This window comes from uncultured Corynebacterium sp. (genome assembly GCF_902489365.1).
Lineage (GTDB): Bacteria > Actinomycetota > Actinomycetes > Mycobacteriales > Mycobacteriaceae > Corynebacterium.
On sequence record NZ_CABTZR010000019.1, the window covers coordinates 20,491 to 35,442 of the forward strand.

Consider the following 14,952-nt stretch of genomic DNA (forward strand, 5'->3'; position numbering starts at 1 on the left):
TGATCACATGAGCAACATTAAAAACGTCACTACTGATTCCTTCCGCGCGGATGTCGTGGAGGCAGGCAAGCCAGTCGTCGTGGACTTCTGGGCCGAATGGTGTGGGCCGTGCAAGAAGCTGTCCCCGATCCTTGAAGAGGTCGCCGACGAGCTGGGCGATGACGTCTCCGTGGTCAAGGTCAACGTGGATGAAGAACGCACCTTGGGCGCCATGTTCCAGATCATGTCCATCCCCTCCGTGCTTATATTCAAGGACGGCGAGAAGGTCGACGAGTTCGTTGGCCTGCGTTCTAAGGCCGACATCGTGGCACAGGTAAAGAAGCAGCTCTAACTGGTAGTCTTTAACTCGTTGACGGCGCACTAAGGTGCGCCTCCTTGATCACGAAAGGGGTAGGTGTGAACCGCGTTTTACGTGTAGGTGACCAGAGCGTTCGGGTCGCCGAAGCACGCGCAACCCTTGCCCGCCTCGGCCTGATGACTGACTACCAGGGGACGTTGTCCGACTGGAAGAAGCAGAAGTACTCCGAAACCGATAAGCACTTTGATAACGAGCTGGCGCAAGTGCTCAAAGCCTTCCAGCAATCCCGCGGCATCGTGCCCAGCGGTGATATTGATGACCTTACTTTGCGTGAGCTGCGTCAGGCTTCCTACACCTTAGGCGCGCGCGTGCTGGCTTATGAGCCGGGCAACGTGCAGGTGGGTGATGATGTATCCCAGCTGCAGCAACAGCTCCAGGAACTCGGCTTCTACCAGGAACGCATCGATGGCCATTTCGGCGCCCGCACCTACGCGGCGCTAGCGGAATACCAACTGAACTCCGGCCTGCGCAGTGACGGAATTTGTGGCCCAGAGACCATCAACGCATTGAACCTCTTGGGTCGGCGCATCACTGGCGGATCAGCGCACAATATCCAAGAGCGTGAGCGCGTGCGCAACGCGGGGCCCAAGTTGGCGGGCAAGCGCGTGGTGATTGACCCCAGCCTCGGCGGCTTCAACAAGGGCCGTACGGTCAAGGGCCGCTATGGCGATATCACGGAGGAAGAGATCCTCTGGGATCTCGCCGAGCGCGTTGCCGGCCGGATGATCGCCGCGGGCATGGAGACCATCATCTCCCGCCCGCGTACCGATGATCCCTCCATCCATGATCGCGCCGACATTGCCAATGCCTTTGGCGCTGACCTGGTCATTTCGCTCGCCTGCGACGAATACCCCACGGAGAAGGCCAATGGCGTGGCCACCTTCTACTTCGGTTCTGAGTCCGGTAACTCCTCGCTCATTGGTGAAACGCTCTCCGGCTTCATCCAGCGAGAGATCGTTGCCCGCACCGAGCTGGGTAATTGCCGCAACCACGGCCGCACGTGGGCGCTGCTGCGCCTGACGCAGATGCCGGTGGTGCAGGTGGTTCTGGGCTACCTGACCAGCCCGAAGGACGTGGCGATTTTGACTAACCCGGAATGCCGCGATGACATCGCCGAGGCCATCGTTGTCTCCGTCAAGCGCCTCTACCTCCTCGACGACGACACCGCCGTCACCGGCACCTACCGCTTCGACGAGCTCCTGCGCGCAGAGCGCTCTTCCTAACGGGCTTAGGGACCATCCTGTATCTAGGCCAAGGCGCGGGCGAGGAGATCCTCCACCGCGGCAGCCGTCAGCAGATCAAATGCCGGCGGCAGCTCGAGGCGCAGGCGCGGCGTAATAGGGTGATCACGCTCCACCCTGAAACCTGCAGACTCCAGCGTTTCTACCGGTAATAGGCCAATACGGCCGGGCTTGTCCCGCAAAAGATCTTCGGCAGCGCGGGCATCGCGGAAGCCAAAGGCCTCAACGGCGCTGGCTTCGCGGGAGGTGAGGTGCATAATGGTGGCATCGAGAAGCACCGCCTCCAAGCCCTTCGCCGCGCGATGCGACTTCACGAACAGGGAAGACACCAGCACGGCGTCCTCCGAGACGGGGGAGGTGGGCAGCTTCGCGGCACCGGGGGCAAGATCGGGCGGGCAGAAGAACACAGTGGCTTCATCGCCCACGGTAAAACCGCACTCGCCACAGCGCAGCAGCGTGGCGCTGATCCATGCTTCCTTCTCGAAGGCCGGATCAGCCACCGTGGTCTTCAGCTCCCAGAAGATGGATCGGGCCGCCAAGGGGTTGATGGCAACACCTTCCTTGACGGCCTGAACGAGCATGGTCAGCTAGCTGCTTTCCTTGCCCTCAATGAGGGCCAGAATACGCTCAAAGTCTTCCTGATCACCGAATTCGACGACCATCTTGCCCTTGCGCTTGCCCATGGTGACGGTGACCTTGGTGTCGAAGCGATCTGCCAGACGTTCAGCGGAATCGGTGAAGAACTGCGCCTGTGGGGCGGCAGGCTTCTTCGTCGGCTCGGCCGGCTTACCGTCACGCTTGTACAGGGTGACAGCTTCCTCCGTGGCGCGCACAGACAGGCCCTCGGCCACAATGCGGTTGGCAATGAGCTCCATGGCCTCGGCATCCGGCAGGCCTAGCAGCGCGCGGGCATGGCCACCGGACAAAGTGCCCGCGGCAACGCGCTTCTGCACATTGACCGGCAGCTTGAGCAAGCGAATCATGTTGGTGACCTGCGGGCGGGAGCGGCCGATGCGATCAGCCAATTCGTTCTGGGTCACGCCGAATTCTTCCAGCAGCTGCTGATAGGCGTGAGCCTCTTCCAGCGGGTTGAGTTGCACGCGGTGGATGTTCTCCAAAAGCGCGTCCCGCAGGAGGTCATCATCCTTGGTATCGCGCACAATGGCCGGGATGGTGGCCAGGCCCGCCTTGGAGGAGGCGCGCCAGCGGCGCTCACCCATGATGAGCTCGAAGCCGCCCTCCTCAGCGGGGCGTACAACGACCGGTTGCAGCAGGCCAAACTCCTTGATGGAGTGGACCAGCTCCGCTAGCTCATCCTCGTCGAAGACAGAACGTGGCTGCTTCGGGTTGGGCATGATGTCCCCGACGGAAATCTCGCGGTACGTCGCCCCAATCACCGAAGGTTTCGCCTGGCGCTTCTTCGAGCCAGTGGACTGCTGGATGGTCGGCGCACCCTGCACCCTTTTCGTGCCACCATCCTTAGGAGTGCCGGCGGATGCGCCGAGGATAATGTCAGCCGCCGAATCCCCGAGACGCGGCTTGCGGGACGGCGCACCCGGGCCAGACGGAATGAGCGCGGCCAGTCCCTTGCCCAGGCCGCCTTGGCGCTGCTCCGGCTTCTGGTCTGCCTTCTTATCTGCCACGGTGTCCTATCCTTCCAATTCCGCGAAAATCTCTGGGCTCACGCCGATGGCACCCGTGGTGGGGTGTGGCGTGTAGTCCCCACGCTTATCCAACTCGCGCGCGGCGGCGGAGTAGGCGCGAGCGCCTGTCGACGACGGGTCATAAGCGATAACCGTCTTACCATAGCCCGGCGCCTCCGAAACGCGCACAGAACGCGGGATGACGTTGCCCAAAACGACGGCGCCGAATTGCTCACGCACCTCGTTGGCCACCTGCTCAGCCAGCTTGGTGCGAGCATCAAACATGGTGAGCAGCACGCCGGAGATGTGGAGGTCCTCGTTAAGGTGTTCCCGAATCATGGAAATATTTCCCAACAACTGGCCCACGCCCTCCAGCGCGTAGTACTCGCACTGGATGGGAATAATAACTTCTTCTGCACACGTCATCGCATTGATGGTGAGCAGGCCCAATGAAGGCGGGCAGTCAATGAACACGTACTCGAAACCGTGCTCCTCCAAAAAACCATTGTGGAGGGCATCGTAAAGGCGGAATTCGCGGCGAACCAGCGAAACCATTTCGATCTCAGCGCCGGCCAGATCAATGGTGGCAGGAATGCAGTAGAGGTTCTCATCGTCGGGGCAGTGCTGCATTGCTTCGTCCGCGCTGCAATCACCCAACAAAACCTCATAGCTGGATTTGGTACCGGAGGTATGCTCCGCGCCTACCGCGGTAGAGGCGTTGCCCTGCGGGTCCAAGTCGATCACCAGGACCTTCTTACCGGCCTCAGCGAGCGCGGCGGCAAGGTTGACGGCGGAGGTGGTTTTACCCACGCCACCCTTCTGGTTCGCGATGGTGATAAGACGAGGATGAGTCATGCCGTCTACTTTAGTTCACGCGCGGGACACGAATAATCGTGGTGCCGTGGATGGTCATGACCTCGGCTTTTCCGCCACCGGCGCGCTTGATATCCGCAGCGTCGCGCTCCAGCTCCTCATGCACTGAGGAGCCCTTGAGAGCGATCATCTCGCCGCCTTTACGCACCAGCGGCAGGGACCACTTGGCCAGTTTGCCCAGCGGGGCCACGGCGCGGGAGGTCACGATGTCTGCGCCCTGGACGGCCTTCTTCACCGGACCTTCCTCGGCGCGGCCGCGGATGACAGTGACGTTGTCCAGCCCCAGTAGGTCGACGACCTCGTTGAGGTAGGTCGAGCGCTTGAGCAAAGGCTCGATGAGAGTGATCTTCAGATCAGGGCGCGCGATAGCGAGCGGGATGCCGGGCAGACCGGCGCCACTGCCGACGTCGATAAGCGTGGCGCCCTGCGGCATTACCTCCGCGACCACAGCACAGTTAATAAGATGGCGCTCCCACAGGCGCGGGACCTCGCGGGGGCCTATAAAACCACGGGTGGACCCGTCCGTCGCCAGCGAATCGTGGTATTTCTGCGCGAGCGGCAGACGCGATCCGAAGACGTCAGACGGGTCCAGTGGCACAGTGTCGGACACAGATTCAGTCACTGTGAAAACTCCTGGGTTAATTTCTAGTTATTGTTCTTACGGCGCTGCTTCTTGGAGCGATTGTCCTTCTTGCGTGCACCCGGCTTCGGCGCGGACGTGCGCTTGAGCTCAGCCTTAGCGGCTGCCTCTTCTTCTTCCTCGCGGTCCATCTTGGCGTAGACGATACGGGTCTGGAAGAAGGTCCACACGGTGTTGGCCAGCATGTAAAAGAGCAGACCGATGGGCCAGATGAAGCCGGAGAAGACCAGCATCGCCGGCATAAACCACAGCATCATCTTGTTCATCATGGCCATCTGCTGCTGCATCATCTCTGCATTCTGGCCCTGCGGGGTGGCGGTCTTGCCGGCGGCGCGACGCGCCTCCTGGCGGTTGAGCGACATGCGGGCATTGAAGTGCGTAAGCGTCGCAATGATGGCAATGAGCGGCACGATAATAACGGCCGCTTGGGCAGTGGTGGTTTCCTTAACGATCTCTAGACCGGAGTTCAGACGCAGGTTGGCCACCAGTGGCACACCGAAGATCTTCGCATCCACGAATTGCTTTACCAGCTCGGGCTCGAAAATGTAGTTGGCGATGGAGGCGTTCATTTCCTCCGACATCGCCTCACCGGCTGGGTGTCCGATGCCACCGGCGACGGCCACGGTGCGGTCGAAGGAACGCAGCACGTGGAAGAGACCAATGAACATGGGGATCTGCGCGAACATGGGCAGGCAGCCCGCCACGGGGCGAACGCCAGCTTCCTTGTAGATGCGCTGCATCTCCTGCGCCGCCTTGGTCTGGTCATTGGCGTACTTGGTGCGCAGTTCTTGGATTTGCGGCTGGATCTCCTGCATCTTGCGTGAAGAGCGCAGCTGGGTGATGGTCGGCTTGACCATGATGGCCTTGAGCGTCCACGTCAGCAGGACGATGGCGATGATCCAGGTTCCGCCCCATGCGGAATCAAGAACGAAGCTCAAGAGCCAATGCCAGAACCACAAGACGGCTGAAATTGGCCAATAGATGAAATTAAGCACGAGAGTTATTTACCTCAGTTGTTGTTTGGTCGGTACCGGATCAAACCCGCCCGGGTGCCAGGGACCGCACTTGCATAACCTGGCAAGCGCCATGCCCGTTCCCTTGACGGCTCCATGGATGGAGATGGCCTCGAGGGCATAGGCACTGCACGTCGGTTCAAAACGACAGGTGGAGACCATCTTAAGGCCTGACACATGCTTTTGGTAGAAGCGCACCCAGTAAACCAAGACCCTGCCGAACCCACGGGCTTCGGGGATCTCGTGGCCTTGGGAGTTCAGATATCCCATGTGCTTAACGCTTTGCGGATATCACGCTCAAGACGCTGGCTGGTGGCCTCACTGCTGGCAGGCAGCGCACGGATAACGATGTCGACATTGGCGGGTAAAGCTTTCCCGTTGACTCCATCGCGCATGAGCGACATGCACACATGACGAAGCCGCCGGGAGGTGCGGTGGCGAACCACGGCATTCCCGACGGCTTTCGACACAATGAGGCCGAACCGCGGCCCAGTGGCCGCGATGTCGTCTTCACCGTCATTAAAGCGCAAATGCACGACGGCAGTGCGCGTGCCCGCCCGGCGCCCGCCCTTGATGGTCCGCCGAAACTGCCTCGGGGACGTGAGCTTGTGCTGGGCTGGAAGCATGAATTAAGCGGTGAGCTTAGCGCGACCCTTCTTGCGACGAGCAGCGACGATAGCGCGGCCGGCGCGGGTGCTCATGCGGGTACGGAAGCCGTGCTTGCGAGCGCGACGACGGTTGTTCGGCTGGAAGGTACGCTTACCCTTTGCCACGATTAACTCCTTGAAGTTGTAGGTGGATGGCACAGCCCAGCGCCAGCGACGCTCGGGCTTAAACATCCACTGATGAATGGTGTACGTGGGGATGAGGCTTCGCACGTGAAGCGCCATGAGGCGTGGCGAGGCATTCCCACATGCAACATGTGCACCATGCACTGTTGCGATAGACCATCACAGGTTACGTGACAGGTAGCGCGCTAAACAAATCGACACACTGGGTGTCCCCGAAATTACAAGGATGTTTTTATCCGCAGCTAGAGCGCCACTTTTCACCCACATGCTGCGCGGTCAATGTCTCCTCCCACCGACCGTGGCACGGACGAGCCGCGGTCGCGCCAGGCGTGCAGAGAAGTGCGTTAGACAGCATCCCCATAACGCGGTACAACTGAGGAATCTAATTCCACAGCCGCCCACAGGGTGTGGATAACTCTCAATCTTAACTTGAGACTTTTGCCATTTACGCAGGTCACCTGCATTAAGGAGCCGATGTAAAGTTATCCACAGCCATGAGATAGGCTGTGGATAAACCACCTATTCACACCTGTGGATAACTTTGTGGAATCCGAGGTTACACACTAAAACATCGTGTGGAATCCCCAGTGGAAATCACAAGAAATTGGAATTTCCGCATCCCCGTCTCTCCCTCATCCGTCCATCCGTCCCCGATCCAACCCACAGTCACGCAGTACATACTGCGGCCCTGAAGCCTCTCTTTTGGGCACGTAAGTAGCTGTGGCCGGCCTCATCCGCCGGCACCGCGTGGCCGTGAAGCACACAGAAGGTAGGCGTTTTGTCTGATCCGCAAGCAGCCCTCAGGGCCAGCTGGAAAGCTGTGGTCAGTGATCTGCTGGCACAGTCCGAACAACCGAACTCGGACGTTCCCAACTTCACCCACAGCCAACGCCTCAACCTCCAGCTCGTAGAACCCATCATGATCGGGGATGGCTACGCGTTGATTGCCGCCCCGCACGAGAATGCCAAGAGTGTTCTTGAGGCTGAGCTGGGGGAGTACATCACCCGCGCTCTGTCGCAGCACATGGGCCGGCCGTGTTCCTTGGCCGTGACCATTGCCGCGCCCCCGCAGCCTGCTCCGCAGGAAGAGCCCGAAGCTCCCGCGCCCCAACGCCCCATTCAAACCGAGGCACCGGAGTACGGCATGGGCCACCAGGCTCAGTCTTTCCAGCAAGCCATGCCGCCCACGCCACCGGCCCAGCCGGCCCAACCCGCTCATCACCAGCCGCGCTCGTGGGATGCCGCGCATTCCCCGGCCAGTCTGGATGAGTTGGCGCAGCACTACAGCGAGCAGCAGAGCACCGCTCCCAGCGGCTACCCGGACTACTCGGAGGCAGCCGGCGCGCGGATTCCGCGCGAGGAACCCGCGCATAACCCGAACCACGAAAAGTCTCTCAACCCGAAACACACTTTTGAGAACTTCGTCATCGGTTCCTCCAACCGTTTTGCCAACGGTGCCGCCGTGGCGGTAGCGGAAAACCCCGCCCGCGCCTATAACCCGCTCTTTATTTGGGGCGGCTCCGGGCTGGGCAAGACGCACCTGTTGCACGCAGCCGGCAATTACGCCCAGGTCCTGCACCCAGGCCTGCGGGTGAAGTACGTGTCCTCGGAGGAATTCACCAACGATTACATCAACTCGCTGCGTGATGACCGCCAGGAGTCCTTCAAGCGCCGCTACCGCAACCTGGACATCCTCATGGTCGATGACATCCAGTTCTTAGAAGGCAAGGAATCCACGCAGGAAGAGTTCTTCCACACCTTTAATGCCCTGCACCAGGCCAACAAGCAGATCATTTTGTCTTCCGACCGCCCGCCGAAGCAGCTAACGACGCTGGAGGATCGCCTCCGCACCCGCTTCGAGGGTGGTCTGATTACGGATATTCAGCCACCAGACTTAGAAACCCGCATCGCCATCCTCATGAAGAAGGCTTCAGCGGACGGCACAGACGTCGATCGCTCGGTCCTCGAGCTCATCGCCTCCCGCTTCGAATCCTCAATTCGCGAGCTGGAAGGCGCGCTCATTCGTGTGTCTGCCTATTCTTCCCTGGTCAATGAACCGATCAGCCTAGAGATGGCGGAGATTGCCCTGCACGATTTGGCCCCTGATTCTGCAGATCGCCAGATCACCGCGGCGGCCATCATCGAGGTCACGGCAGACTACTTCAACATCGACGTGGACACCCTGCGCGGTTCCGGTAAGAAGCGGGCCGTTGCTCACGCCCGCCAGCTGGCTATGTACCTGTGCCGCGAACTCACCGAGCTGTCCCTGCCGAAGATCGGTGATCAGTTCGGCGGCAAGGACCACACCACCGTCATCTATGCTGACCGCAAGATCCGCAAGGAGATGACAGAAAACCGCAACACCTACGACGAGATCCAGGCGCTGACTCAGCGCGTGAAGAACCACAACCAGCGCTAGAACCGCACGGCGCTTGGCGACGCCCCCTCCCACCCCGCACAACCTCCCCGCGGGCGTGGGCTGGGGCGTCTTTTTTGATCGGCGAAAACTTATCCACATAGTTATTCACAGCTGTGTAATTCCACTGTTGTAATTCGTAGATCCTCATCACATTTTCTTCTTCCACAGCAGATCAGCGGCTCCTTTGGCCTTGTGAGCAACCCTGTGATCAGCAGCGATAGATCTGGGGATGGATTGTGGATAACTTCGGCCCCGACCGAGTTACTCACATTTCTTGTCATTTGATCACAGTGATCTCACACCCTGACTCACAGATCGGTTGGCGGCTGAGAGCTTGGCCTTTGCTGGGTTGTCCACAGATCCCACAGCGCTTATTACTACTCCTATTTTGTTTTCTCCCTAACTAAGAAGAAAGAGGATGTGTGTGATTCGCCAGCGACCAGCCTGGCCGCGCGGTCTCATCGAGGGCCGAAGAGGGCGAATGACAAAACTCCTGTGGTTCGGTGCTGATCCTGTAAGTTGGAGTGAGCTTGCAAGAATCTTCCATCCGGAACTAGAGGAGCGTCTCATCACCATGGAGCAGTCCGTGTCATTTCGCGTTGCCAAAGATGACCTCGCCAACGCTGTCGCGTGGGTTGCGCGCAGCCTACCATCGAAGGTCACCCAGCCGGTGCTGCGCGCCATGCTGATCACCGCGGATGACAATGGTTTGGAATTCACAGGCTTCGACTACGAGGTGTCCACTCGCGTGCGCATCGCCGGCATGGTCGATGAGCCGGGCCGTATCGCGGTGGCCGGTAAGTTGCTCTCTGACATCGTGGCCTCCTTGCCCAACAAGGAAATTGAGATGACGCAGGAGGACAACAAGGTTCTCCTGGTTTGTGGTTCCTCACGCTTCGAGCTTCCGCTTATCCCGCTGGATGATTATCCCCAGTTGCCGGTCCTTCCGGAGGTCACCGGTACCATCAACCCGCAGCTTTTCGTGGAAGCCATCAGCCAGGTCGTCGCCGCTGCTGGCAAGGATGACACCCTGCCCATGCTCACCGGCGTGCACATCGACATCAATGGCTCCCACGTGCAGATGACGGCGACGGACCGCTTCCGCCTGGCCATGCGTACCTTCGAGTGGGATCCGGTTTCCCCCGACGTGGAGGCTAAGCTTCTCGTCCCAGCCAAGACGCTGCAGGAGACCGGCCGCTCCCTCGACACGCACCTCAACATCCCGGTGGAGATCGCCGTGGGCACCGGTGAGAACATCGCGGCCGAGGGCCTGTTTGGCCTGCATGCCGATAACCGCGAGACCACCACGCGTATGCTCGATGCGGATTTCCCGAATGTGGCACCCCTGCTGCCCAAGACCCACACGGCCATGGCCAGCATTGAAGTTGCTCCGCTGCAGGAAGCCATCCGCCGTGTGTCCCTGCTGACGGACCGCAACGCCCAGATCCGCATGGAGTTCAGCGAAGGTGAAGTGACCTTGGCCGCCGGCGCCGATTCCGGCCGCGCGAGCGAGTCCCTGCCTTGTGCTTTCAATGGTCGCGATAACTTCGTCATTGCGTTTAACCCGTCCTACCTCAAGGATGGCTTGGCCGTGGTCCACACGGACCGCGTGGTCTTCGGCTTTACCGAGCCCTCGCGCCCGGCGATTATGATTCCGGAGCCGGAGGAGCTGCCGGAGGCCAACGAGGATGGCTCGTTCCCCACCCCGGAGACTGACTTCACCTACCTGCTGATGCCAGTGCGCTTGCCGGGCTAGGCCATATGTTTATTCGCGATCTCGATGTCAGGGACTTCCGCTCCTGGCCCGAGCTCACTCTCAGGCTGCAACCGGGGATTACCCTCTTTGTCGGCCGCAATGGTTTTGGCAAGACCAATATCGTTGAGGCCATCGGCTATGTTGCCCACTTATCCTCACACCGCGTCGCCCACGACGCCCCCCTCGTGCGCCACGGCGCAACCAACGCCCGCATTTCCGCCACGGCGGTCAACCAGGGGCGCGAGCTTACCGCGCACCTGCTCATCAAACCCCACGCGGCGAACCAGGCGCAGATCAACCGCACGCGCCTGAAAACCCCGCGGGAACTGCTAGGCGTGGTGCAAACCGTGCTCTTCTCCCCGGAGGATTTATCCCTCGTGCGCGGCGAACCGGCAACGCGCCGCCAGTATTTGGATGACATCATTGCCTCCCGCACGCCGCGCCTGGCGGGTATCAAGGCCGACTATGACAAGGTGCTCAAGCAGCGCAACGCGTTGTTGAAGTCGGCGTCACCGAGTCTGCGCCGCGGCTACAACGACAGCGACGGCGCCTCAGCACTAGCCACCCTCGACGTGTGGGATACGCAGCTGTCTTCGCTCGGCGCGCAGGTGATCCAGGCACGCCTGGCGCTTGTCGACGAACTCCGCGAGCTCATCCCTGCCGCCTATGCTGGCCTGGCCCCGGAATCGCGCCCGGCGGCCATCGAGTACAAATCCACCGTGGATACCTCCGACCGCGAGGTCATTGAGGCGATGATGCTGACCGAACTCGCTACCAAGCGCCAGCGCGAAATCGAGCGCGGGATCTCACTCGTCGGCCCGCACCGCGATGACCTCGTTCTCAACCTGGGGACGAGCCCCGCCAAGGGCTTTGCCAGCCACGGTGAGACCTGGTCTTATGCCATCTCCTTGCGCCTAGCGGAGTTCAACCTGCTGCGTCAGGATGGCACTGATCCGATTCTCATCCTCGACGATGTCTTTGCTGAGCTCGATGCGAAGCGCCGGGAGAAGCTGGTCCACCTCGCCGCGGGTGCGGAACAGGTACTCATCACCGCGGCGGTGGATGAGGATTTGCCCGGCAACCTGCAGCCCATCGAGCGCTTCACTGTCAGCGTGCGCGATACCGACGAGGGCCGGGTATCAGAGATCGCACCGTACGATGCGGGTGGTGACGAGAATGACTGAGCACGAGTTTGATCCGGTCAAAGCGCTCTTTGAGCGCACCCGAAACACGTCGAAAAATCCGCCGAAGCTCAATAAACCGGCCCCTAAGATGAACCTGGCGGCTACATCGAAAGAGCAGCAGCCCAAGCCCTATCGGCGCGGTAGGCCGAGTGGGCCCGATGGGCGCCGCCGGCGCCGGAGCCTCGAGATCCCTAGCCTGGGCGCGCAGATCCAACGCGAGATTGGCAAGCGCGGCTGGGAACACGAATTAGCTCATGGCTGGGTCATGGGCAATTGGGAAAACCTCGTGGGCGAGCGCATCGCTGCGCATACTCAGCCGCTGAACATCAAGGAGCAGGTTGTTTACGTGGCGTGCGATTCCTCCAGCTGGGCCACTGAGCTGCGCTACCTGCAGCGGCCTATCTTGCAGAAGATCGCGGACCGTTTGGGGCCGGACGTGGTGGTTAAGCTCCACATTCAAGGGCCCAAGCAGCACCGTAACTATGAGGGCCGCCAGTGGGTCAAGCCGCAAGGCTCACAGGATACGTACGGCTGATCGGGGTGATCGCGAAATTCACGCAAATTTGGGGCTCTCACGGGCGTGCACTGTCCTCGCGTGGGGGGACACAGTGTAGAATGGCTAAAGTCTTAGATTTAGCTCTAGCCAAAAGGAGTACACGAATCCGTGGCTGAACAACACGCATATGATGCGGGGTCAATTACAATTCTGGAGGGCCTCGAAGCCGTCCGTAAGCGCCCCGGTATGTACATCGGTTCCACCGGTGCCCGCGGCCTACACCACCTGATTTGGGAGATCGTCGACAACTCCGTCGATGAGGCCATGGCGGGCTATGCCGACAAGGTCATTGTCACCCTCCGTGAGGATGGTGGCGTTGAAGTTATCGATAACGGCCGTGGCATCCCAGTCGAGATGCATGCTTCCGGTGCTCCTACCGTCCAGGTAGTCATGACCCAGCTGCATGCGGGCGGTAAGTTCGACTCCGAATCTTATGCCGTATCCGGTGGTCTCCACGGCGTGGGTATCTCTGTGGTCAACGCCCTGTCCACTCGTGTTGAGGCGGACATCAAGCGCAATGGCAAGCACTGGTACCAGAACTTCAACAACGCTATTCCCGAGGAGCTCGTTGAAGGCGATAATGCTCGCGGTACCGGCTCCACCATCCGCTTCTGGCCGGATCCGGAGATCTTTGAAACCGTCGAGTTTAACTACGACACCATCGCTCGCCGCCTGCAGGAGATGGCCTTCCTGAACAAGGGCCTGACCATTGTTCTGCGTGACGAGCGCGCGATCTCCAAGGAGCAGGCCGAGCTTGAAGAGATCGCCGAGGCAGGCGATGCCGCCGTCAGCCTCAGCTCCCTCGATGATAAGGATAAGTCCGCCAAGGAGGGTGAGGACGGCGAGGACAAGACTTCTAAGAAGAAGAAGGAAGTCACTTACCACTATCCGAATGGCCTGCAGGACTACGTTGAGCACCTCAACAAGAACAAGACCTCCATTCACCCCACCATCGTTGCCTTCGACGCCAAGGGTGAGGACCACGAGGTCGAAATCGCTCTACAGTGGAACCAGGGCTACAAGGAATCCGTCCATACCTTTGCCAACACCATTAACACCCATGAAGGCGGCACGCACGAGGAAGGCTTCCGCGCGGCGCTGACCTCCCTGATGAACCGCTACGCCAAGGAGCACAAGCTCCTCAAGGAAAAGGATGGCAACCTTTCCGGCGAAGACTGCCGCGAGGGCCTTGCCGCCGTGATTTCCGTCAAGGTTGGTGATCCGCAGTTCGAAGGCCAGACCAAGACGAAGCTGGGTAACTCGGAGATTCGAGGATTTGTCCAGCGCTCCGTCAACGAGCACCTCAACGATTGGTTTGACGCCAACCCGGCTGAGGCCAAGGTCATTATCAACAAGGCCGTGTCCTCCGCGCATGCCCGCGTAGCTGCTCGCAAGGCACGTGAGTTGGTTCGCCGCAAGTCCGCCGGCGACCTCGGCGGCCTGCCCGGCAAGCTAGCGGATTGCCGCTCCAAGGATTCGAAGCTTTCTGAGCTTTACATCGTGGAGGGTGACTCCGCAGGTGGTTCCGCGAAGGGCGGCCGCGATTCCATGTTCCAGGCCATCCTGCCGCTGCGCGGTAAGATCCTCAACGTGGAAAAGGCCCGCATGGACAAGGTTCTCAAGAACGCTGAGGTCCAAGCCATCATCACCGCCCTGGGCACCGGTATCCACGAAGAATTCGACATTTCGAAGCTGCGCTACGACAAGATCGTGCTCATGGCCGATGCCGACGTGGACGGCCAGCACATCGCCACGCTGCTTCTGACCCTGCTCTTCCGCTTCATGCCGCAGCTGGTTGAGGATGGTCACGTCTACCTGGCGAATCCGCCGCTGTACAAGCTGAAGTGGGCCAAGGGCCAGCCGGGCTACGCCTTCTCCGATGCTGAGCGCGACAAGCTGCTGGCTGAGGGCCTGGAAGAGGGCCGCAAAATCAACAAGGACGACGGCATCCAGCGCTACAAGGGTCTGGGTGAGATGAACGCCGCCGAGCTGTGGGAGACCACCTTGGATCCGACCACCCGCGTCCTGCGCCGCGTGGATCTGGAAGATGCGCAGCGCGCCGATGAGCTCTTCTCCATCCTGATGGGTGATGACGTGGCCGCTCGCCGCTCCTTCATTACCCGCCGTGCGAAGGACGTTCGCTTCCTCGACGTCTAAGGCGTCTCAGAGCACGAGCCCATAGGGGAACAAGAGAAAACAGAGAAAAGACCAGCCCTCAGAAGGAGGTGCTGGTCTTTTGTTCTTCGGTGCCTGGGGCCCGGATAGTTAATCCACTTATACGGTATCCATGTGGCGCTGCAGAACGCGGCCGATGGTCGCCACGTGAGGCTCCACAATGGACGAGGCCTTGCCGCGCAGCGACTTGTAGGTCCGCGCGATACCGGGGGCTTTAATGTCTTCGGCGGACTTATCAGCTGCAGACATAAGGGCCTCTGTAACTTCGCCGCTGCGCCCATCGAGGTAGGTGCCAAAATCGGA

The 14,952-nt window shown here is 60.3% G+C and carries 15 protein-coding genes and 1 pseudogene; 7 read left to right on the plus strand and 9 right to left on the minus strand.

The window, feature by feature from the left end; genetic code table 11:
- Positions 1-7 precede the first annotated feature (7 nt).
- Positions 8-331, plus strand: coding sequence for a thioredoxin (trxA, locus tag RDN59_RS04610; RefSeq protein WP_158381882.1), 324 nt, complete (start codon positions 8-10; stop codon positions 329-331).
- A gap of 65 nt (positions 332-396) precedes the next feature.
- Complete coding sequence (locus RDN59_RS04615; protein ID WP_308606828.1) at positions 397-1,581, plus strand: N-acetylmuramoyl-L-alanine amidase; 1,185 nt, start codon at positions 397-399, stop codon at positions 1,579-1,581.
- A 23-nt stretch (positions 1,582-1,604) separates the two neighbouring features.
- On the opposite strand, the gene RDN59_RS04620 is transcribed toward RDN59_RS04615, so the two are convergent.
- Genes RDN59_RS04620 through rpmH form a run of 8 tightly spaced genes read right to left on the minus strand, consistent with a single transcriptional unit; the run spans position 1,605 to position 6,541 of the window.
- Entirely contained in the window at positions 1,605-2,180 is a 576-nt protein-coding gene (locus tag RDN59_RS04620) for a hypothetical protein (RefSeq protein ID WP_308606829.1), read from the minus strand.
- 6 nt (positions 2,181-2,186) lie between these two features.
- Positions 2,187-3,242 carry a ParB/RepB/Spo0J family partition protein gene (locus tag RDN59_RS04625; protein WP_308606830.1) on the minus strand — a complete coding sequence of 352 codons (1,056 nt, stop codon included), beginning with the start codon at positions 3,240-3,242 and terminating at the stop codon, positions 2,187-2,189.
- A 6-nt stretch (positions 3,243-3,248) separates the two neighbouring features.
- A complete protein-coding gene (locus tag RDN59_RS04630) occupies positions 3,249-4,097 on the minus strand; it encodes a ParA family protein (RefSeq protein WP_308606831.1) in 849 nt (282 codons plus the stop codon).
- A gap of 10 nt (positions 4,098-4,107) precedes the next feature.
- Positions 4,108-4,737, minus strand: coding sequence for a 16S rRNA (guanine(527)-N(7))-methyltransferase RsmG (gene rsmG / locus RDN59_RS04635; protein ID WP_049155644.1), 630 nt, complete (start codon positions 4,735-4,737; stop codon positions 4,108-4,110).
- A 23-nt stretch (positions 4,738-4,760) separates the two neighbouring features.
- Positions 4,761-5,750, minus strand: a complete 990-nt coding sequence (gene yidC, locus RDN59_RS04640) for a membrane protein insertase YidC (protein ID WP_158381876.1) — start codon at positions 5,748-5,750, stop codon at positions 4,761-4,763.
- Positions 5,751-5,759: 9 nt separating this feature from the next.
- Positions 5,760-6,038 (minus strand): membrane protein insertion efficiency factor YidD, encoded by a 279-nt coding sequence (gene yidD, locus RDN59_RS04645; RefSeq protein WP_308606832.1) that lies wholly within the window; start codon positions 6,036-6,038, stop codon positions 5,760-5,762.
- A complete protein-coding gene (gene rnpA, locus RDN59_RS04650; protein WP_046648702.1) occupies positions 6,026-6,394 on the minus strand; it encodes a ribonuclease P protein component in 369 nt (122 codons plus the stop codon). Before rnpA ends, yidD begins: the two co-directional genes overlap by 13 nt.
- A gap of 3 nt (positions 6,395-6,397) precedes the next feature.
- Positions 6,398-6,541, minus strand: a complete 144-nt coding sequence (rpmH, locus tag RDN59_RS04655) for a 50S ribosomal protein L34 (RefSeq protein WP_003847033.1) — start codon at positions 6,539-6,541, stop codon at positions 6,398-6,400.
- Between the two features lie 796 nt (positions 6,542-7,337).
- Between rpmH and dnaA the strand changes: the two genes are divergently transcribed.
- From dnaA to gyrB, 5 genes are all read left to right on the plus strand, one after another.
- Positions 7,338-8,978 carry a chromosomal replication initiator protein DnaA gene (gene dnaA, locus RDN59_RS04660; RefSeq protein WP_158381875.1) on the plus strand — a complete coding sequence of 547 codons (1,641 nt, stop codon included), beginning with the start codon at positions 7,338-7,340 and terminating at the stop codon, positions 8,976-8,978.
- 574 nt (positions 8,979-9,552) lie between these two features.
- Positions 9,553-10,734 (plus strand): DNA polymerase III subunit beta, encoded by a 1,182-nt coding sequence (gene dnaN, locus RDN59_RS04665; protein ID WP_046648700.1) that lies wholly within the window; start codon positions 9,553-9,555, stop codon positions 10,732-10,734.
- 5 nt (positions 10,735-10,739) lie between these two features.
- Positions 10,740-11,918: a DNA replication/repair protein RecF gene (gene recF, locus RDN59_RS04670; RefSeq protein ID WP_308606833.1), complete on the plus strand. Its 1,179-nt coding sequence runs from the start codon at positions 10,740-10,742 to the stop codon at positions 11,916-11,918.
- Positions 11,911-12,453, plus strand: coding sequence for a DciA family protein (locus tag RDN59_RS04675; RefSeq protein WP_158381873.1), 543 nt, complete (start codon positions 11,911-11,913; stop codon positions 12,451-12,453). Before recF ends, RDN59_RS04675 begins: the two co-directional genes overlap by 8 nt.
- 129 nt (positions 12,454-12,582) lie before the next feature.
- On the plus strand, positions 12,583-14,631 hold the full coding sequence (gene gyrB, locus RDN59_RS04680; protein ID WP_308606834.1) for a DNA topoisomerase (ATP-hydrolyzing) subunit B: 2,049 nt from the start codon (positions 12,583-12,585) through the stop codon (positions 14,629-14,631).
- Positions 14,632-14,748: 117 nt separating this feature from the next.
- Here gyrB and RDN59_RS04685 read toward each other — a convergent pair.
- A pseudogene (locus RDN59_RS04685) lies at positions 14,749-14,952 on the minus strand (hypothetical protein); the annotation flags it as partial.